A 20,170-nucleotide genomic window follows, 5' to 3' on the forward strand; every position below is an offset into this window, starting at 1 on the left:
CATTCGATTTTACGTTAATATATTTATACCTTGAGGAGGTGGCCACTGTGCCATTAACACCATTAGATATTCATAATAAAGAATTTACGAGAAAAATCCGTGGTTATGATGAAGATGAAGTAAATGAGTTCTTGGATCAAGTGATTAAGGATTATGAAATGGTCATTCGAGAAAAGAAAGAGCTGGATGAGAAAGTGAACCAGCTGAATGAAAGACTCGGTCATTTTACAAATATTGAAGAAACCCTAAATAAGTCCATTCTTGTTGCACAAGAAACAGCAGAAGAAGTAAAAGGAAATGCAACAAAGGAATCCAGGCTTATTATAAAAGAGGCAGAAAAAAATGCTGACCGTATCATTAATGAAGCGTTAAGTAAATCGCGTCGTATTTCAATGGATGTCGAAGAATTGAAGAAGCAGGCTAAAGTTTTCCGCACAAGATTACGCATGCTTGTACAGGCTCAATTAGATATGCTTGGTACGGACGATTGGGAAGAATTATTTAAAACAGAGTTAGGCGAAGAACTCGAGTTGATTGAAAATGAATCATAGTTCTTGACGTTCTTAAAAATATTACATATAATTCATACAAGATATGTCAATTATAATAACAATACGTTGAAAGAGAAAGTATAAAAGGACGTTGCTGAAAAGCGAGCTAGGAGATGGTGTGAGCCTGGTACAGCACTCTTTTAGAAAATCACTCTTGAGTATCCATTGTGAAATTTAGTAGTGATGGACGGCTTATCCCCGTTACGGATGTCGAGTGAATTTAAAATATCAATTTTGAATTTATAAGGGTGGTACCGCGAGTCTTCTCGTCCCTTTTGGGATGAAGAAGGCTTTTTTGTATTCAAAAGCGCAAGCGCCATTAAATAACTTAAGGAGGAAGCATAAATGGATTATAAAGAAACATTATTAATGCCGAAAACAGAATTTCCTATGCGAGGAAATTTACCAAATAAAGAGCCAAAACGTCAAGAACAATGGGAAGAAGCAAATCTATACGAAAAGAGTCTTGAACGTACAAAAGAAAGACCGTTATTTGTTTTACATGACGGACCACCGTATGCAAATGGAGATCTTCATATCGGGCATGCATTGAATAAAATTTTGAAAGACTTTATTACCCGCTATAAATCCATGACGGGTTACCATGCCCCATATATTCCAGGATGGGATACACATGGACTGCCAATTGAAACAGCTTTAACGAAGAACAAGAAAGTCAAACGAAAAGAAATGAGTGTAGCTGAATTTAGACAGCTATGTGCAGAATATGCACTCGGACAAGTGGATAGTCAACGCACACAATTTAAACAGCTTGGTGTACGTGGTGACTGGGATAATCCATATATTACACTGACGAAAGACTATGAAGCTGCACAAATTAAAGTATTTGGGGAAATGGCAAAAAAAGGCTATATCTACAAAGGCTTAAAACCGGTTTATTGGTCTCCTTCTTCTGAATCGGCATTAGCAGAGGCAGAAATTGAGTATCAGGATAAGCGTTCAGCTTCTATTTATGTGGCGTTTGAAGTTCGTGATGGAAAAGACTTATTCGATGGTGGAGAGAAATTCATCATTTGGACGACAACACCATGGACCATTCCAGCTAACCTGGGAATTAGTTTGCATCCCGATCTAGAGTACAACGTAGTAGAAGCAAACGGTGAAAAGTATGTACTTGCACACGCTTTACTGGAAGATGTTGCTGAAGAACTAGGCTGGGAAAATGTAAAGGTCGTAAAATCATTTAAAGGTCAAGAAGCAGATCGTGTTGTAGCAAAACATCCTTTCTATAATCGTGACTCGCTCGTAATGCTTGGTGAACATGTAACGACTGATGCTGGAACTGGTTGTGTTCATACCGCTCCAGGACATGGGGAGGATGACTTCTATGTGTCAAAAAAATATGGCATTGAAGCATTTTGTCCAGTTGATGATAAAGGAGTATTTACGGAAGAAGCTCCTGGTTTTGAGGGTTTATTCTACGATGCTGCCAATAAAGTGGTTACCGAAAAACTGGAAGAAACAGGTTCACTATTAAAAATGAGCTTTATTACACATTCCTATCCACATGATTGGCGTACGAAAAAGCCGACAATTTTCCGTGCAACAGCTCAATGGTTTGCATCTATTAAAGACTTCCGTCAAGATATTCTTTCTGAAATTAAGGAAGTAAACTGGTATCCAAACTGGGGTGAAACGAGACTTTACAATATGGTGCGTGACCGTGAAGACTGGTGTATCTCAAGACAACGAGCATGGGGTGTTCCAATTCCTGTATTTTATGGTGAAGACGGTACACCGATTATTACAGACGAAACGGTTAATCATGTTTCTGAATTGTTTAAAGAACACGGATCAAACGTATGGTTTGAGCGTGAAGCGAAGGACTTGCTGCCAGAAGGATTTACATCAGAGTATAGCCCGAATGGTCAATTCACGAAGGAAACAGATATTATGGATGTTTGGTTTGATTCCGGCTCCTCTCATGAAGGAGTATTAATGAACCGTGATGATCATCGTAGACCAGCAGATATTTATCTTGAAGGAAGTGACCAATATCGTGGTTGGTTTAACTCCTCATTATCAACAGCAGTAGCAGTTACAGGGAAAGCACCTTATAAAACGATTATCAGTCATGGGTTTGTACTTGATGGTAACGGAAGAAAAATGAGTAAATCACTTGGAAATGTCATTGTGCCATCCAAAGTGCAAAAACAGCTTGGCTCTGATATTTTACGTTTATGGGTTGCTTCTGTTGATTATCAATCCGATGTACGTATTTCGAACGATATTTTGAAACAAACTTCAGAAGCATATCGTAAAATCCGTAATACATTCCGCTTCCTGCTTGCGAACCTTGCTGATTTTAATCCAGCAACAGATGCAGTAGCTGAACATGAATTGGAAGAAGTGGATCGTTACATGCTGCATCGCTTACAGAAATTGCTATCTGATGTGCGTGAAAGCTATGAGAAGTATGAGTATGCACCAATTTTCCACCAAATTCATAATTTCTGTGCAGTTGATCTAAGCTCGTTCTATCTAGACTTTGCAAAAGACGTTCTCTATATCGAGGCAGCTGACAATAAACGTCGTCGTAGTATTCAAACTGGCTATTATGAAGTATTGACAACATTGGTTAAGCTACTCACACCAATCATTCCACATACAACAGATGAAGTGTGGGAATATATCCCAGGGGCAGAAGCAGAGAGTGTACAATTGACAGATATTCCAGAACCAAGAGAAATTGCTGGAATGGACGCATTAGCTCCGAAGTGGAATCATTTTATGAATGTTCGTGATGATGTACTGAAAGCATTAGAAGAAGCACGAAATGATAAAGTTATCGGTAAATCATTAGAAGCAAAAATTACAATTGTTCCAAAAGATGAGGAAACAAAAGAAGTCTTAACAAATATGGAACATTTACATCAATTCTTAATCGTATCTGAAGCTGTTTTAAGCGAAAGCAATGCATCTGCAAAAGAATACAAGTTTGTTGATGTAGCTGTTGAAAAGCACCCTGGGGAAAAATGTGAACGTTGTTGGGTTGCTTCAGAAACAGTTGGCGAGGACCATGACCATCCGGAACTATGCTCGCGGTGTGCAGCAGTAGTAAAAGAGCATTATACCGAATAATGAAAAGCGTGTAATTCATAATAGCCCTCTTGAAATAAGGGGGCTATTATTATTGAAAAAGTGAAGAATAAAGTATACTATAAAAAAAGACTTGATAGAGGTTTTTAACTTCTTGTGAATACGGATGAAGCGGGGGATAAAAGATGATCTGGTATTATGTCATCGCGCTCTTTATTATCGGAATCGATCAACTAACAAAATGGATAATTGTAAGCACGATGGAACTTGGTGAGCGGATAACGGTAATCGAAAACTTCTTTTATATTACATCACATCGAAATTCAGGAGCAGCCTGGGGAATCTTACAAGGTCAAATGCTGTTTTTCTATATTGTAACAGCGGTCGTTGTAATCGGCATTATCTATTACATGCAAAAGTTTGCCAAAAACGATACATTACTAGCAATTGGCCTTAGCTTCGTTCTTGGTGGCGCAATCGGTAACTTTATTGATCGTTTATTCCATCAGGAAGTAGTTGATTTTGCTGATTTCTATATTTTTAATTATAATTTCCCTATTTTTAATGTTGCCGATTCTGCTTTAACTATCGGTGTTATTATCGTCATTATTGCAACGATTATGGATGAACGAAAGAAAGGAAAGGCCAAAAAATGACACAATTTCAACATGAAGTAACAGAGGAACAAAATAAAACAAGAGTCGATAAGCTGCTTGCTGCCATTAACCCAGAGCGATCTCGCTCGCAGATTCAGGGATGGATTAGTAAAGGGCATGTATTCGTAAATGAAGCGGAAGTAAAGGCAAATTATAAATGTCAAACAGGCGAAGTGTTAACATGGTCTATTCCAGAAGTTGAAGAGCTGAATATTCAAGGCGAGGATATTCCATTAGAGATTATTTATGAGGATTCTGATTTAATAGTAATTAATAAACCAAAAGGAATGGTTGTTCACCCTTCTGCAGGACATCAGACTGGTACATTAGTAAATGCACTCTTGCACCATTGTAAGGATTTATCCGGAATCAACAGTGTAGAAAGACCGGGAATTGTTCATCGTATTGATAAGGATACGAGTGGCCTGCTTGTCGTAGCGAAAAATGACCACACACACATGAAGTTATCAGAACAGCTAGCAACGAAGGAAGTAAAACGTAAATATGAAGCGATTGTCCATGGAGAGATCGGTCACGAATCCGGTATCATTGATGCACCAATAGGCAGAGATCCAAAAGACCGACAAAAAATGGGAATTGTTGATAGTGGTAAACCTGCAGTGACGCATTTTAAAGTTATCAAGCATTTTCCTGACTATACCCATGTAGAATGTCAGCTTGAAACAGGACGTACGCATCAAATCAGAGTACACATGAGGTATATCGGTTTTCCGCTTGTTGGTGATCCGAAATATGGCCAACGTAAAACACTAGATGCAGATGGTCAAGCTCTTCATGCGAAGACATTAGGCTTTACGCATCCACGAACAAATGAATGGATGGAGTTTGAAGTGGAAGCTCCAAAAGTCTTTCAAGAAGTCCTGGGAAAAATAAAGAATATGTATTGACAGATGATAATTAGTTTGTAATAATGAATGAAGATTAATAAAGGTGACCTTTAAATAATAGTCCTGTGAGGCTAAAAAGGAACGGTTTGTTCGTTAGGTATCGTATGTTCAAAACCCTTTTTTCCTACAGGAGAAGAGGGTTTTTATTTTTTATGCAGATAAGAAAGTATAAAACTTTCCTACCTGTATAAGTGCAACTAAGACATTCGCCTAAATGCTTTGCGAATGCCAAGTTTTCTAAGAAACGGGGTGCAAGTGATTGAATAAAAAAACAGAGATATTAGATACAGCTGCCATCAATAGGGCATTGACCAGAATGTCCCATGAAATATTGGAGAAGAATAAAGGCGGCGAAGATATAGTGCTTGTAGGTATAAAAACAAGAGGAGTTCCACTTGCTAAACGAGTTCACGATAAGATTAAGCAAATAGAAGCGATCGACGTTCCACTTGGTGAACTTGATATTACACTTTATCGTGATGATTTGGAAAAAGCGACAACAGATAATGAACCAGAAATTAAATCTGCAACGATTGATGTAGAGTTAACAGGAAAAAATGTTATTTTGATTGATGATGTCCTCTATACAGGACGCACAGTTCGCGCTGCAATGGATGCCGTAATGGATATTGGCAGACCGTCAAGAATCCAGCTTGGTGTACTTGTCGATCGGGGTCACCGAGAGTTGCCCATTCGCGCAGATTATGTTGGTAAGAATATTCCAACCTCTGATAAAGAGATTATAGTCGTTCAACTTGATGAAACGGATGAAGCAGAACATGTTTCGATCTATGAAAAATAAATAGTTACAACTTTTAAGCAAATCCAGAGAGATTTGAAAGGTTGTGTTAAGAAATGCGTGTATACACTACACGTCTACCTCTTTGCAGCCTTTTTGCAAAGAGGTTTTTTTATTGCTCTTGTAACTATTCAAATGGGAACCACTGTAGGTAACTGGAGACCCGTAATCACATCCATAAAGCATTCAAGTTCGACCCGAAATCCTAAAACGCTCACTTAAAAGGAGAGGATATGATGAGACATTTTATATCGGTTGATCAGCTAACAGAAAAGGATATTTATTCCATGATACAAAGAGCAGAGAGCTACCGAAACCAGAAGATGAAGGATTTGACTCGGCAATTGTTTACAGCCAATCTCTTTTTTGAACCTAGCACGAGAACAAAAATGAGTTTTATCGTAGCGCAACGAAAAATGGGATTTGAAGCACTTGATTTTCATGAGGACACATCAAGCGTACGAAAAGGAGAGTCGCTTTATGATACAGCAAAGACATTTGAAGCAATCGGAGCGAACCTTTTAGTTGTGCGCCATCCAGATGATAATTGGTATGAGGCGCTAGAAGGAAAGATTTCCATACCAATGATTAATGCAGGGGCTGGTAAGGCAGAGCATCCAACACAATGCATGCTCGACCTCTTGACGATTTATCAGGAATATGGACGGATCGAAGGATTGAAGATTGTAATCGTCGGGGACATCAAACATAGTCGAGTTGCTCACTCCAATGCAAAAGCACTTGCTAGATTGGGTGTAGAAGTATACTTATGTGCTGCTCCCGGATTTGAGGACCCAGAGCTTGAATTTCCTTATATTTCAATTGATGAAGCAGTAGAGATATGCGATGTTGTGATGCTTCTCCGAATTCAACATGAGCGACATGTGCAAAAAAATGAAACAAACAATTACTTGGATCTTTATGGATTAACAAAAGAAAGAGAAAAGAAGATGAAGGAGGAGGCAATTATTCTTCATCCAGCGCCGATTAATCGTGGAGTAGAAATTGATACCGATTTAGTAGAATGCAGACGCTCACGAATTTTTAAACAAATGGAAAATGGTGTCTATGTAAGAATGGCAATTATGTCACACGTATTAAATGAATGGGGGATTATGAATGAAAACTTTATTGAAAAACGCCAAAAAGTTAGCAGCTACTAATGAATTCGAAGTATGCGAAATTTTAATCGAAGGAAAACAAGTAAAAGAAATTGCACCTATTATTTCTGAAGAAGCAGACGAGATAATTGATTTACAAGGAAAGCTTGTTTTGCCAGGATTTATTGATGTCCATATTCATTTACGTGAACCAGGTGGAGAGCATAAGGAAACAATTTTGACAGGGACAGAAGCTGCAGCACGTGGAGGTTATACGACAGTATGTGCTATGCCAAATACAAATCCGGTGCCAGACAGTAAAGAAGCATTGGAAGCACTATGGGGAAAAATTAACACGGATGCGAAAGTTCGCGTTCTCCCTTATGCAGCAATAACAAAGGGACTAAAAGGGGAAGAACGAACAAATATTAAGGAATTACAGGAACTAGGCGCATTTGCTTTTACCGATGATGGAGTAGGCATTCAAACGGCTGACCAAATGCTTTCCGCCATGAAGGAAGCTGCAGCATGTGACGCAGCAATTGTCGCACACTGTGAGGATAATTCAATTGTGTATGGTGGTGTCACTCATGATGGAGAGGTTAGTGAACGGTTAAACCTACCAGGAATTCCTTCTTTAAGTGAATCGGTACAAATTGCAAGAGACGTACTGCTTGCAGAAGCTGCGAATTGTCATTATCACGTTTGTCATGTAAGTACAAAGGAATCTGTACGTGTAATCCGTGACGCAAAGCGAGCAGGTATCCATGTTACTGCGGAAGTCACACCACATCACCTACTATTAAATGAAGAAGACATTCGCGAAGCAGATACGAATTTCAAAATGAATCCCCCACTGCGTGCGAAAGAAGATCAGCAAGCACTAATCGATGGATTGCTTGATGGGACGATTGACTTTATCGCAACAGATCATGCACCACATGCAGCCGAAGAAAAAGCAAAAGGGTTTATCAAAGCTCCATTTGGAATCGTAGGACTTGAAACGGCATTCCCGCTTCTATATACACATTTAGTAGAGACAGGGAAGATTTCACTTCTGCAGCTAGTTAAATGGATGACGGCAAAGCCAGCAGACGTTTTTAACCTTCCGTATGGATCGTTTGAGGTTGGAAAGGTTGCAGATATTACAGTAGTTGACCTTGAAAAAGAAAATGTTATCGATAAAGACACGTTCTATTCGAAGGGAAAGAATACGCCATTCGACGGCTGGCGTGTTAAAGGTACCCCAGTCGTAACCATGGTAGAAGGTAAAGTAGTGTATAAGGAGGCAGTTCATGCGTAAAAGACAATTGGTTCTTGAAGACGGAACGATATTTATTGGTGAAGCGTTTGGAAGTGATTGTGAATCAAACGGAGAAGTTGTATTCAACACTGGAATGACTGGCTACCAAGAAGTAATAACGGATCCATCTTATTGTGGTCAAATTGTAACAATGACCTATCCAATTGTCGGAAACTACGGAATTAACAGGGATGATTTTGAAACAGTCACTCCTTTTATTAACGGATTAATTGTGAGAGAGGTGTGTGATGCACCGTCTAACTTTAGGCAGGAGGAGAACTTAGACCAATTTCTTAAAGCGCATGGTATTCCGGGAATCGCCGGGGTGGATACAAGAAAGCTGACCAAAATAATTCGAAAGCATGGAACAATGAAAGCTATTATTTCAAATGTAGATGTTTCATCAGAAGTGCTTATTGATCAAGCGAAAAATCTACTTCTCTCCACTGATCAGGTGAAAAAGACATCAACAGTTAAGCCGTATGTTGTTCCTGGACGTGGAAAGCGGATTATCATGGTTGATTTCGGTGCAAAACATGGAATCTTACGAGAATTAACGAAGCGTGACTGCCATATAACAGTAGTCCCTTATAATTACAGTGCAAAAGAAATTTTGCGGCTAAAGCCAGATGGATTAATGCTGACAAATGGTCCAGGAAATCCAAAGCTTGTTCCAGAAGCAATTGAAATGATTAAGGTTATTTTAGGCAAGGTTCCGATATTCGGTATTTGTCTCGGTCATCAGTTACTAGCACTGGCATGTGGTGCAGACACAGAGAAGATGACATTTGGCCACCGTGGATCGAATCATCCCGTGAAAGATTTAAAGAATGAAAGAACGTATCTTACTTCACAGAATCATAGTTATGCAGTTAAAGCTGAATCGTTGAAACATACAGCACTTGAGCTAACGCAATTAGCGTTGAATGACAATTCCGTAGAAGGTATTCGACACAGGAATTACCCTGCTTTTTCTGTACAATATCACCCAGAAGCATCACCAGGACCTGAGGATACAAATGATTTATTTGATGTATTTTTACAGATGGTTGAAGAGGCTCAAGTGAAACGGGGGGAAGAAGTATATGCCTAAAAATACAGCAATCCAAAAAATATTGGTTATCGGTTCTGGACCAATTGTAATTGGCCAGGCAGCGGAATTCGATTATTCTGGTACACAGGCTTGTCAAGCATTGAAGGAAGAAGGATATAGTGTTATTCTTGCAAACTCAAACCCGGCAACGATTATGACAGACCATACGGTAGCTGACAAGGTTTATATGGAGCCATTAACAGTTGAATTTTTGACAAAAATCATTCGCAAAGAACAGCCTGACGCATTACTGCCAACACTTGGCGGACAGACTGGACTGAATCTAGCGATGGCATTAGACCAAAGTGGTGTTCTTTCCCAGTACAATGTGGAGTTGTTAGGAACAACATTAGAGGCCATTCAAAAGGCAGAAGACCGTGAGAAATTTAGAGATTTAATGCACGCATTAAAAGAGCCTGTTCCAGAAAGCAAGATTGTCAATACGGTGGAACAAGCGCTTGTTTTTGCCGCAGAAATTGGTTATCCATTAATTGTTCGACCAGCGTATACACTTGGTGGTACTGGTGGCGGGATGTGCTATAACGAGCTGGAACTAAAAGAAATAACGAAGAATGGGTTAGCACTATCGCCTGCTGATCAATGTCTTATCGAACGAAATATCGCTGGTTTTAAAGAAATTGAATATGAAGTAATGCGAGATAAGAATGACCAGGCAATCGTCGTTTGTAACATGGAGAATGTAGACCCTGTCGGTATTCATACTGGGGATTCAATTGTTGTTGCACCATCACAAACATTAAGTGACCGTGAGTACCAAATGCTCCGAAATGCTTCGTTAAGAATTATCCGTGCACTGTCCATTGAAGGTGGTTGCAATGTGCAGCTCGCGCTTGATCCGGATAGCTTTAATTACTATATAATTGAGGTAAATCCTAGGGTAAGCAGATCATCTGCATTGGCTTCTAAAGCAACGGGTTATCCAATTGCAAAAGTAGCTGCCAAAATTGCTGTTGGGTATACACTTGATGAAATTATCAATCCGATAACTGGTACGACGTATGCATTATTTGAACCAGCACTAGATTACGTTGTAACGAAGTTTCCTAGATTCCCATTTGATAAATTTACAGCTGGTGACCGCAAATTAGGAACACAAATGAAAGCAACTGGAGAAGTGATGGCAATTGGACGTAATTTTGAAGAATCTTTATTAAAGGGTATCCGTTCTTTAGAGCTAGGAACTGAAGAACTCTGGTTGAAATCTCTAACGAATCTCTCCGAAACAGAACTCATAGAGCGTATGGAAAAGGCAGATGATGAACGGATTTTTGTTATCGCTGAAGCATTTCGCAGGGGAATGACGGTGGAACGAATTTTTCAGTTAACAAAGATCGATCGTTTCTTTCTTGTGAAATTCGAGAAGTTAGTAAAGCTTGAGCAAGAATTGCAGGAACAGCACTTTTCAAAAGAAATTTTGAAAAAGGCAAAACGTGTTGGTGTCTCTGATGCACAGATAGCAAGAATGTGGAACATATCAATAGATGAAATTTATACATATCGAATGAATGAGAATTTGAAGCCAGTTTATAAAATGGTGGATACTTGTGCAGCTGAATTTGAATCAGCAACGCCTTATTTTTACAGTACATACGAGGATGAAAATGAATCGATTGCATCAAATCGTAAAAAAATTCTAGTCCTTGGCTCTGGACCAATTCGAATTGGTCAAGGAATCGAATTCGATTATGCGACTGTTCATGCGGTGCTTGCGATTAAAGAAATGGGCTACGAAGCTATTATTATGAATAATAATCCAGAAACGGTTTCTACCGATTTTAGTATCTCTGACAAGCTTTATTTTGAACCATTGACACTTGAAGATGTTATGCATGTAGTGGACTTGGAGCAGCCAGAAGGAGTTATCGTACAATTTGGTGGTCAAACAGCAATTAATCTAGCTGCGGGATTAGAGCGAAGGGGCGTTGCTATTTTAGGTACTAGCTTGGAAGCAATTGATCGTGCAGAGGATCGTGATAAATTCGAAACATTACTAGATGAATTGAATTTACTAAGACCAATGGGCAAAGCTGTCCAGAAGCTGGAACAAGTTTTGGAGGTTGCAGACGAAATTGGCTATCCAGTACTTGTAAGACCTTCCTATGTGATTGGTGGAAGCAGGATGGAAATTGTTTATGATGACGAAGAGTTACAAGCCTATCTAAGAAAGACAAATCATTTAAACGCAGAGCACCCAATTTTAATCGATAAATACCTTACTGGTATTGAAGCTGAAGTTGATGCTATAAGTGATGGCGAAACAACGATTATACCTGGGATAATGGAACATATTGAACGTGCTGGTGTACATTCTGGTGATTCCATGGCAGTCTATCCACCACAACGGCTAAGTGATTCGGTAAAACAAAAATGTATGGCAGCTGCTGAACAGATTGCTAAAGCACTTCATGTAAAAGGATTGATTAATATTCAGTTCATTATTCGTGGAGAAGACGTATATATTCTTGAAGTCAACCCACGAGCAAGTAGAACAATTCCGTTCCTAAGCAAAATTACAGGTGTAACCATGGCAGCTATTGCAACAAAATGTATTTTAGGAGAAAAATTGAAAGCTTTAGGCTTTGAGACTGGCATTCTACCAGAAGATAGCAATGTATCTGTAAAAATCCCAGTATTTTCCTTTGAGAAACTCCGAAGTGTTGATACGTTCTTAGGACCTGAAATGAAATCAACCGGGGAAGCAATCGGTTATGATAAGACACTGGAAAAGGCATTGTATAAAGGATTAATTGCTGCAGGCTATACTGTCCCACAAGATGGTGGGGTCCTATTAACAGTGGCGGATAAGGATAAAGCAGAAATGCTGAAAGTCGCTGAACGTTTTCATCAACTTGGATTCGTGCTTTATGCAACAGAAGGCACGGCTGCATATGTAAGAGAAGCAGGAGATTTCCCAATTATTGAAGTAGCAAAAATTGGATCAATCGAACCAAATGTACTTTCGATTATGGAGAATGGGGATGTTCAATTTGTAGTAAATACACTTAATTCGGGTAAAAAGCCAAGGTCAGATGGTTTCTTAATTCGTAGGCAGACGGTTGAACATGGTATCGCCTGTTTAACAAATTTGGATACTGCAAATGCCATTTTAAATGTGATTGATTCAACAACATTTAGCGCAAAACCAATAGGAGAAAAAGAGGCTATAAGACAATGATACAAAAGGAAAAAATGATAATTAAATCTGTAACGAATATTGCACTGGATACAATTGAAATGGTACTTGAAAATACGTTTATTAGTAAAACTGCTATTCCGGGTCAGTTTTTGCATGCTTCAATTGAGGGACATACCTTGCGACGTCCTATTTCCATTGCGGATATCGATCGAGAAAAAGAAACAGTTACCATCTTATTTAAAATTTTAGGTAAAGGTACCGAAAAGCTTGCAACCTATCAAGCTGGTATGTCCTTTAATGTACTTGGTCCGAGTGGAAATGGGTTTCAGATTGAGGATAAACAAGGAACATATCTTTTAATAGGTGGTGGGATTGGCGTTCCTCCATTGTACTACCTTGGGAAAAAACTTGCAGAAAAGCAATGTCAGGTCATTTCAATTCTTGGATTCCAGACAAAAACAAATGTATTTTATGAGGAAAAGTTTAGAGCACTTGGAGAGACCTTTATTGTGACAAATGACGGTTCATATGGTGAAACAGGTTTTGTTACGGACATCATTGAAAGAGCTGGGGACTTTGATTCTTACTTTTCCTGTGGACCAGTTCCAATGCTTAAAGCAATTACGAAAAAACTTCCTACAAAACCTGGATTAATTTCCTTGGAAGAGCGGATGGGCTGTGGAGTTGGAGCATGTATGGCATGTGTTATTCCCACAAATGACGGGAAAAGCTATCAGAAAATCTGCAGTGATGGACCAGTATTTCATGCGCAGGAGGTATCCTTATGACAAATTTAGCAGTACATTTACCCGGTCTTGAGTTGAAAAACCCGATCATGCCTGCATCAGGATGCTTTGGATTCGGAAGAGAATATAGTACATTTTATGATTTAAGCAAGCTTGGTGCAGTTATCATGAAAGCAGCAACTGGAACAGAGCGTTTAGGCAACCCAACTCCCCGTGTTGCAGAAACAGCATCTGGCATGTTGAACGCAATTGGTTTGCAAAATCCTGGAGTGAAAAACATCATTGAAAATGAAGTTCCATTTCTTGCAGCATACGATACAAGTATCATTGCCAATATTGCTGGCAGTACGACAACTGAATATGAAGCAGTTGCTCGTGCATTTAACGAAACAGAGCTTGTACATGCTATTGAGTTAAACATTTCATGTCCGAACGTAAAAGAAGGCGGCATCCAGTTTGGAACGGATCCAGCAATGGCAGCGACGGTCACTGAAATTGTTAAAAATGCTAGCAATCTTCCGGTTTATGTGAAGCTCTCACCAAATGTTACTAATATAGTTGAGATGGCGAAAGCGGTAGAAGCAGCAGGTGCAGATGGTTTATCAATGATTAATACATTGACAGGAATGCAAATGCATTTGCAGTCAAGAAAACCATTGATTGCGAATAAAACAGGCGGTTTGTCTGGCCCAGCTATAAAACCAGTAGCAATTCGTATGATATATGAAGTGAGACAGCATGTTAATATTCCGATTATTGGAATGGGCGGCGTGACAAATGCAGAAGATGTGCTTGAATTTCTATTAGCAGGAGCAAGTGCTGTAGCTGTCGGTACAGCGAATTTTTCCAATCCGTATATATGTCCTGAAATTATTGATGCATTGCCAGCAACATTAGAGCGCTATGGATTTGATTCAGTGGAAGAAGTAATTGGAAAGGGGATTATACCCGTATGAAGGAGAAAATTTACTTAGCATTAGATTTTCCAAATTGGCAAGCTACAAAGCAATTTCTTGATAATAACCAGCTTTACGGCATACCTGTGAAAGTTGGAATGGAGCTATTCTACCATGAGGGCCCTGCTGTTATTAAGAAGCTTAAAGAACGGAACCATCCTATTTTTCTTGATCTGAAATTACATGATATACCAACGACGGTAATGCGTGCTATGAGAAATATCGCTAGTCTAGGGGTGGATATGGTTAATGTACATGCTCTTGGTGGAGGTGAAATGATTCGTTATGCAAAAGAAGGGCTTGTTAGTAGTAACAATGAGAAGATCCCAAAACTAATTGCTGTTACGATTTTAACCTCAATGGAGCAGCAAACACTGAATGAACAACTAAGAATTTCGGGTAATGTGGTTGATAATGCTGCTTATTTCGCAGCTGTTGCTCATGATAATGGTGCAGATGGTGTCGTCTGTTCTGTGCATGAAGCGATGTCAATCAAGGCATTATGTGGAGATACTTTTTTAACTGTAACGCCAGGCATTCGTTTGGCAGATTCAGATAAAAATGACCAGAAACGGATTGCAACTCCGAGCTTCGCCAAGGACAATGGTTCAGATTACATTGTCGTCGGCAGAAGTGTTACAAAGTCGTCGAATCCGTATGAAGCATATCAGCAAATAGTCGAGGAGTGGAAGCATGGCATTAAAGGATGAATTAACAAGGGAGCTATTAGAAATAAAAGCAGTACAAATTAATGCAAATGATTACTTTACATGGACATCGGGAATCAAGTCGCCGATTTATTGCGATAACCGTTTGACGATGTCTTACCCAGCTGTACGTAAAAAAATCGTAACTGCGTTCGCTGAAAAAATCGCTGCAATGGAGGAAAAACCGGATATTATTGCAGGCTGTGCAACTGCTGGAATCCCTCATGCAGCGTGGCTAGCTGAAAAATTAGACCTTCCAATGGTTTATGTACGTTCAAAGCCAAAAGGACATGGGAAGGGAAATCAAATTGAAGGAAAAATATCCAGGGGACAAAAAGTACTTGTTATTGAAGATTTAATTTCCACTGGCGGATCCTCCATCGAATCTGCTACAGCACTCCAAGCAGAAGGAGCCGACGTTCTAGCTGTCTTTGCAATCTTTACATATGGATTAAAAAAAGCAACAGATCAATTTGCAGCTGAAGCAATTACCTTTGATACGATAACAAACTTTGATGCGTTAATAGAAGCGCTTGTAGAAGACGGCAAGCTGACTACAACCAATAAATCTGAATTACTAGAGTGGCGTAATAGTTTATAGTGTTTGATTTAAGTTTATTATAAGAAAGAAACTACGAACTAACTTCTCGGCTGTTTTCTTCAAGTATGTGCAACAATCGCCGTCCGGGATCGCTCCGGGCGGATGCTTTCCGTGGGCACGGCTTCAGCCTCTCTGGAAGAAACCCACTTCCGGTGAGTCTTCAGACACATGCTATTCCCACTGGAGTCACCGCCCTGCGCTCACCCGGACTGGAAGCGCATCGATATCGTGTTTATTAATACCACAAGTAATAATTGGTGAGCATATACTAGCGAAGTATATTTCCGGAGCGGGCAGACGCACAATCCATTTAAATACACTAATCCACAGTTTATATAAAATATAAATAAAGCAATATTTATTTTGTTACAATCCTAGTTCATGTATTACTTTTCATACAATGCCATCCATTCATCAATTGCAAAGGATTGTATATCGCCTTCTGCATTAAATTTAAATTGATAATAATTCTGAATAGTTTCAGGTGCGTCATTAAGGTAGTGGGATACTTTTTCTATTTTGTCTGTAGAATCAAGAGTTCGGTGGACCCATTCAGCATATGGAAGAGTCTTTTTTCGCTTTGTTTCTTTTAACAGTTTTAATTTATTTCTTTCAAGCAACGACTTCCATTCGGGTATTTTTCGAGAACGAATATGGCTATCATCACGCATCTTTTCAAGGGCATTAATGAACGCATCATAGTGCTTATTTTCGGGTGCAATATTGTCGATGAAAAGAAATTTTCCCGAAGGTTTTAAAACGCGTTGTACTTCATCAATGAATTTCCCTGCGTCTGGAAAATGATGTGCAGCAATACGGCAGGTAACGATATCAAAATAATTATCGATAAATGGTAAATTTTCCGCGTCAGCAATAACATAATGCGTATTCGTTAAATCACTTAAATAATTGGCTGTATTTTCTAGCATTTCCTTTGTAATGTCAGTGGAAATTACTGTTTTAACATATGGTGATATAGTCTTTGTAACATGCCCTCCGCCTGTTGCAATATCTAATGCTACCATGTCTGACTTTAGCTCTAACCATTCCTTTAACAGCTCTAAATCGGTACCGCCAGCATGTGTACTGCTCGTTACATAGGCTTCTTTATTTTTGCCGAATATTTCCTGCACTTTAATTTTTTCTTTCATAATATTTCCCTCCTTCTATAAAGTTGAGATTATTCTTATATTTATTTTATGCTTATATGTGCGATAAGTAAAATACTGATATATAATCAATAGTAATCATAAAAAGTTATCAGGGGGTTTCTAATGAAAATCGATGACTATGAGTTACTATTGAAATTGAATGAAGTTGGAACAATTAGAGGGACAGCAAAGCTAATTCTTATTTCACAGCCAGCTGTAACACAGCGTTTAAAATTCATTGAAGCGCACTTTGGAGAGATGATTTTTATACGAACATCAAAACGGCTTATGCCAACACCGAGTGGTGAAATTATTTTAGAGCATGCGAAACAAGTTGTTGAAAGAGAAAGAGAGTTAAAGAATAAATTATCAGAGACAGGAAAAGATATCCAGGGAACATTGTCAATTGCTTGCTCCTCATTAATAAGTCAACGATTTCTCCCAGCCATTCTTGGGGAATTCACTGCTGCGTACCCGAAAGTGGCGATTGATCTTGTTACAGGAATTAGTGAGGATATAAAAAGGGATCATAAAAAATACCATGTTTGTATCATTCGTGGTGAAAAGTTGAAGGAAACAACATCCATAAGACTTTTTGATGATCCATTATATATGTTTGACACAGAACCCTTCCCTGATAATAAAATAAAAGAACGTCCGCTTATTTCGTTTAAAAGTGATGACAGTATGCATGAACTAGTAGATAATTGGCTTTATCATCACCAAGATCAAATCAAACCATTGAAAACAATGACCGTAGATCAAATTGAAACATGTAAGCAATTTATGAAGCAGGGGATTGGCATGGCGGTATTACCTAAAAGTGTATCCTCTTCATTGATGGATACATATCCGCATATCCCACTAGAGTTAGACGGAGAGGTTGTAGCACGTTATACGTGGCTTAGCTACCAAGAAGGAATCCGCAAGCTGCCACAAGTTGATAAATTTATAGCAGCACTTACGAATACGACTTTTCTCACATGATGGCGCTTAAATTCTGCCATTCGATCATGATTTTCCAGACGATGTTTAACAATGGTGTGGAAAAGGAATGGTATACGTAAATACGGGAAAGGGGAGTGAACGTTAATGAGCGATGTAATTTTCACTGCAAAAGCAACAGCAACAAATGGACGCGATGGTCATGTAAAATCAGATGATGGCTTAATCGATTTGGAACTAGTTAATCCCGCATCAAATAAAGATGATAAGCAAGGTTCAAATCCAGAGCAATTATTTGCAGCTGGTTATGCAGCTTGCTATGATGGAGCGTTAAATTTAGTTGCATCAAAGCAAAATCTAAAAATTGATTCAGAAACAACAGCAGAGGTAAGTTTTATGAAAGATGAAACAGATAATGGATATAAAATTGGTGTGACATTAAATATTGAAATCGAAGGATTAAATCCAGAGGAAGCCCAAGATTTAGCAGAACAAGCCCATCAGGCATGTCCATATTCAAAGGCTACAAGAGGAAATATTGAAGTGAAATTAAATCCACAAGTAGTATAATATTGTTGTTTATATTTAAAAACGCTTCGACGATAATAAGTGGTTGTAATTATTCCACGAAAGTTAAAGCTATAAAAAGCTGACTCTAATTCATTTTCGGAAATGATTTCGAGTCAGCTTTTGATTTTCTCGATTCTGTCACTATTTTTTTTTACTTAATTTGTCGACAGTATCTTTGGATGGTGTAACATAGATTGTTTTTTGGTTATCGTATGTGACATACCCTGGCTTGGCCCCATTAGGTTTTTTAACATGTCTTATTTTCGTATAATCGACCGGAACAGAGGATGAATTCTGCGACTTACTGAAATAGGCAGCTAGTTCAGCAGCTTCCAAAAGTGTTTGTTCACTATACTCTTTTGCTCGAATGATAACATGGGAACCTGGAATATCTTTTGTATGCAGCCAAGTATCATCTCGGTGGGCAAGCTTCATGGTGGCATATTCATTTTGCTTGTTATTTTTTCCTACGACAATTATAGTACCATCAGACGCCATATACGTTTCAGGTTCTGGTATTCTTGGTTTGTTTTTGTGTTTAGCGCTAAATTTTTGCTTTTTCAAGTATCCTTCTTCACGCAGTTCTTCACGTATTCCTTCTATATCTTCGACCCGTGCAACGTCTATCTGTTGCAGTAATTGATTAACATAATTTATTTCTTCTTCTGTACGGATGATTTCTTTTTCAACCACCCGTTTTGAGTTTTTAAGCTTCTGGTATGTCTTATAAAATCCTTGAGCATTTTCACTCGGTGATTTATTTGGGTTGAGCTCGATTGTTAGCTCTCTTTGATCCGGATCATAATAATCAATCACATTGATGCTCGGGTCTCCTTGCTTAACAAGGTGCATATGTGCAGTAAGTAGTTCTCCCATCTTTTGATAATGCTCTGCTTTTTCTGCCTTTTTAATTGTTTGCTGATGCTTTTTTAATTTACGTTCATTTTTGCTTTTTTCGTTTTTGATAAAACGATATAAGTCTTTCGCTTGTTGTTTAACTCGATCACGCTCTGCTTTTCCGGAAAAGAAAGAATCCAACATCTTATTAACTGATTGAAATTCGGTAGTCTCTCCATTGAAAGCAGAGATTGGAATAACGTGAAAATCTTCTTTGCCGGCTCGGTAAATTGCCGGTGTGTAATCATGATCAAGTAGCTGCTGCTGCACTTCCGCAAATTTTTCAATATAAACCTCATTAGACCCGAAATTGGTACGCGCTACAATTTCCTTTGTAATTAATGGGGAGAACCCTTCCAAGATTCCGACCATTTGCTGATCAATTTTTCCAGCATTGAAATCAAGTTTCCGTATCAATTGTTCTCCGTCAATTTCAAGTGGGTTTAATTTATTTTGTGAAGGAGGCAGTTTATAAACTTGCCCCGGTAAAATCGTACGATATCGATTTTGTGCCATGGAAATATGCTTGATGCTATCAATAATATGTCCTTTTTCTTTATCAACAATCATTACATTACTATGCTTTCCCATTAACTCAACTACGAGTAATTTATGACTTATATCTCCAATTTCATTCCGTGTTTTTAACGTGAAGGTTACAATACGTTCCATGCGAAATTGTTCAATTGCTTCAACAATGGCTCCTGAAAGATGTTTTCTTAAAACCATGCAAAACATTGGCGGCTCTTTTGGGTTCGTGTATGTATCTTCTGTTAAATGAAATCTTGCATAGGTGGGGTGAACAGAAAACAATAAGCTATGATTTTTTCCTTGGCTTCTAATCGTAAAAACTAACTCCGTCTGTGTTGGCTGATATATTTTATTGATTTTCCCATGTACTATTTCTTCTTGTAATTCTTCTGTTATTGCTCTCGTTACAATTCCATCGAATGGCATAACATCACCTCAA

General features: G+C 38.6%; 17 protein-coding genes and 1 other annotated feature. Of the genes, 15 read left to right on the forward strand and 2 right to left on the reverse strand.

Features of this window, described 5'->3' with window-relative positions:
• Window positions 1-47: 47 nt before the first annotated feature.
• The 13 genes from NYE61_RS00485 to pyrE all read left to right on the forward strand — a co-directional run bounded on the left by NYE61_RS00485 (window position 48) and on the right by pyrE (window position 15,637).
• A complete protein-coding gene (locus NYE61_RS00485; RefSeq protein ID WP_095308516.1) occupies window positions 48-551 on the forward strand; it encodes a DivIVA domain-containing protein in 504 nt (167 codons plus the stop codon).
• Between the two features lie 57 nt (window positions 552-608).
• Window positions 609-828: a binding site (T-box leader), on the forward strand.
• Window positions 829-896: 68 nt separating this feature from the next.
• The gene (ileS, locus tag NYE61_RS00490; RefSeq protein ID WP_095308517.1) at window positions 897-3,653 is read left to right on the forward strand and encodes an isoleucine--tRNA ligase; all 2,757 of its coding nucleotides are present in this window, start codon (window positions 897-899) and stop codon (window positions 3,651-3,653) included.
• 143 nt (window positions 3,654-3,796) lie between these two features.
• Window positions 3,797-4,267, forward strand: a complete 471-nt coding sequence (lspA, locus tag NYE61_RS00495) for a signal peptidase II (protein WP_095308518.1) — start codon at window positions 3,797-3,799, stop codon at window positions 4,265-4,267.
• Window positions 4,264-5,175 (forward strand): RluA family pseudouridine synthase, encoded by a 912-nt coding sequence (locus NYE61_RS00500; protein ID WP_095308520.1) that lies wholly within the window; start codon window positions 4,264-4,266, stop codon window positions 5,173-5,175. Before lspA ends, NYE61_RS00500 begins: the two co-directional genes overlap by 4 nt.
• Before the next feature lie 259 nt (window positions 5,176-5,434).
• The gene (gene pyrR / locus NYE61_RS00505) at window positions 5,435-5,977 is read left to right on the forward strand and encodes a bifunctional pyr operon transcriptional regulator/uracil phosphoribosyltransferase PyrR (protein WP_118888956.1); all 543 of its coding nucleotides are present in this window, start codon (window positions 5,435-5,437) and stop codon (window positions 5,975-5,977) included.
• Between the two features lie 233 nt (window positions 5,978-6,210).
• Complete coding sequence (locus tag NYE61_RS00510; RefSeq protein WP_095308522.1) at window positions 6,211-7,137, forward strand: aspartate carbamoyltransferase catalytic subunit; 927 nt, start codon at window positions 6,211-6,213, stop codon at window positions 7,135-7,137.
• Window positions 7,094-8,377, forward strand: coding sequence for a dihydroorotase (locus NYE61_RS00515; RefSeq protein ID WP_095308523.1), 1,284 nt, complete (start codon window positions 7,094-7,096; stop codon window positions 8,375-8,377). The genes NYE61_RS00510 and NYE61_RS00515 overlap by 44 nt, the downstream gene beginning before the upstream one ends.
• Window positions 8,370-9,470, forward strand: a complete 1,101-nt coding sequence (locus NYE61_RS00520; RefSeq protein WP_251658689.1) for a carbamoyl phosphate synthase small subunit — start codon at window positions 8,370-8,372, stop codon at window positions 9,468-9,470. Before NYE61_RS00515 ends, NYE61_RS00520 begins: the two co-directional genes overlap by 8 nt.
• Window positions 9,463-12,666: a carbamoyl-phosphate synthase large subunit gene (gene carB, locus NYE61_RS00525; protein WP_095308525.1), complete on the forward strand. Its 3,204-nt coding sequence runs from the start codon at window positions 9,463-9,465 to the stop codon at window positions 12,664-12,666. Before NYE61_RS00520 ends, carB begins: the two co-directional genes overlap by 8 nt.
• Window positions 12,666-13,415: a dihydroorotate dehydrogenase electron transfer subunit gene (locus NYE61_RS00530; RefSeq protein WP_275669470.1), complete on the forward strand. Its 750-nt coding sequence runs from the start codon at window positions 12,666-12,668 to the stop codon at window positions 13,413-13,415. Before carB ends, NYE61_RS00530 begins: the two co-directional genes overlap by 1 nt.
• Window positions 13,412-14,329 (forward strand): dihydroorotate dehydrogenase, encoded by a 918-nt coding sequence (locus NYE61_RS00535; protein ID WP_095308528.1) that lies wholly within the window; start codon window positions 13,412-13,414, stop codon window positions 14,327-14,329. Before NYE61_RS00530 ends, NYE61_RS00535 begins: the two co-directional genes overlap by 4 nt.
• Complete coding sequence (pyrF, locus tag NYE61_RS00540; RefSeq protein WP_095308529.1) at window positions 14,326-15,039, forward strand: orotidine-5'-phosphate decarboxylase; 714 nt, start codon at window positions 14,326-14,328, stop codon at window positions 15,037-15,039. Before NYE61_RS00535 ends, pyrF begins: the two co-directional genes overlap by 4 nt.
• The gene (gene pyrE, locus NYE61_RS00545) at window positions 15,023-15,637 is read left to right on the forward strand and encodes an orotate phosphoribosyltransferase (protein ID WP_251658697.1); all 615 of its coding nucleotides are present in this window, start codon (window positions 15,023-15,025) and stop codon (window positions 15,635-15,637) included. The genes pyrF and pyrE overlap by 17 nt, the downstream gene beginning before the upstream one ends.
• A 386-nt stretch (window positions 15,638-16,023) precedes the next feature.
• Here the strand turns inward: pyrE and NYE61_RS00550 are convergent, their stop codons facing one another.
• Window positions 16,024-16,788 carry a class I SAM-dependent methyltransferase gene (locus NYE61_RS00550; protein WP_187393137.1) on the reverse strand — a complete coding sequence of 255 codons (765 nt, stop codon included), beginning with the start codon at window positions 16,786-16,788 and terminating at the stop codon, window positions 16,024-16,026.
• Between the two features lie 123 nt (window positions 16,789-16,911).
• On the opposite strand from NYE61_RS00550, the gene NYE61_RS00555 reads away from it, so the two are divergent.
• Together NYE61_RS00555 and NYE61_RS00560 are read left to right on the forward strand one after the other, a co-directional pair.
• Entirely contained in the window at window positions 16,912-17,775 is an 864-nt protein-coding gene (locus tag NYE61_RS00555) for a LysR family transcriptional regulator (protein ID WP_095308532.1), read from the forward strand.
• Window positions 17,776-17,880: 105 nt separating this feature from the next.
• Complete coding sequence (locus tag NYE61_RS00560) at window positions 17,881-18,303, forward strand: organic hydroperoxide resistance protein (RefSeq protein ID WP_095308533.1); 423 nt, start codon at window positions 17,881-17,883, stop codon at window positions 18,301-18,303.
• A gap of 141 nt (window positions 18,304-18,444) precedes the next feature.
• Here NYE61_RS00560 and NYE61_RS00565 read toward each other — a convergent pair whose 3' ends face one another.
• The gene (locus tag NYE61_RS00565) at window positions 18,445-20,157 is read right to left on the reverse strand and encodes an NFACT RNA binding domain-containing protein (RefSeq protein ID WP_251658703.1); all 1,713 of its coding nucleotides are present in this window, start codon (window positions 20,155-20,157) and stop codon (window positions 18,445-18,447) included.
• Window positions 20,158-20,170: the final 13 nt, after the last annotated feature.

The organism is Oceanobacillus sp. FSL W7-1304 (assembly GCF_037969805.1).
Lineage (GTDB): Bacteria > Bacillota > Bacilli > Bacillales > Amphibacillaceae > Oceanobacillus > Oceanobacillus profundus.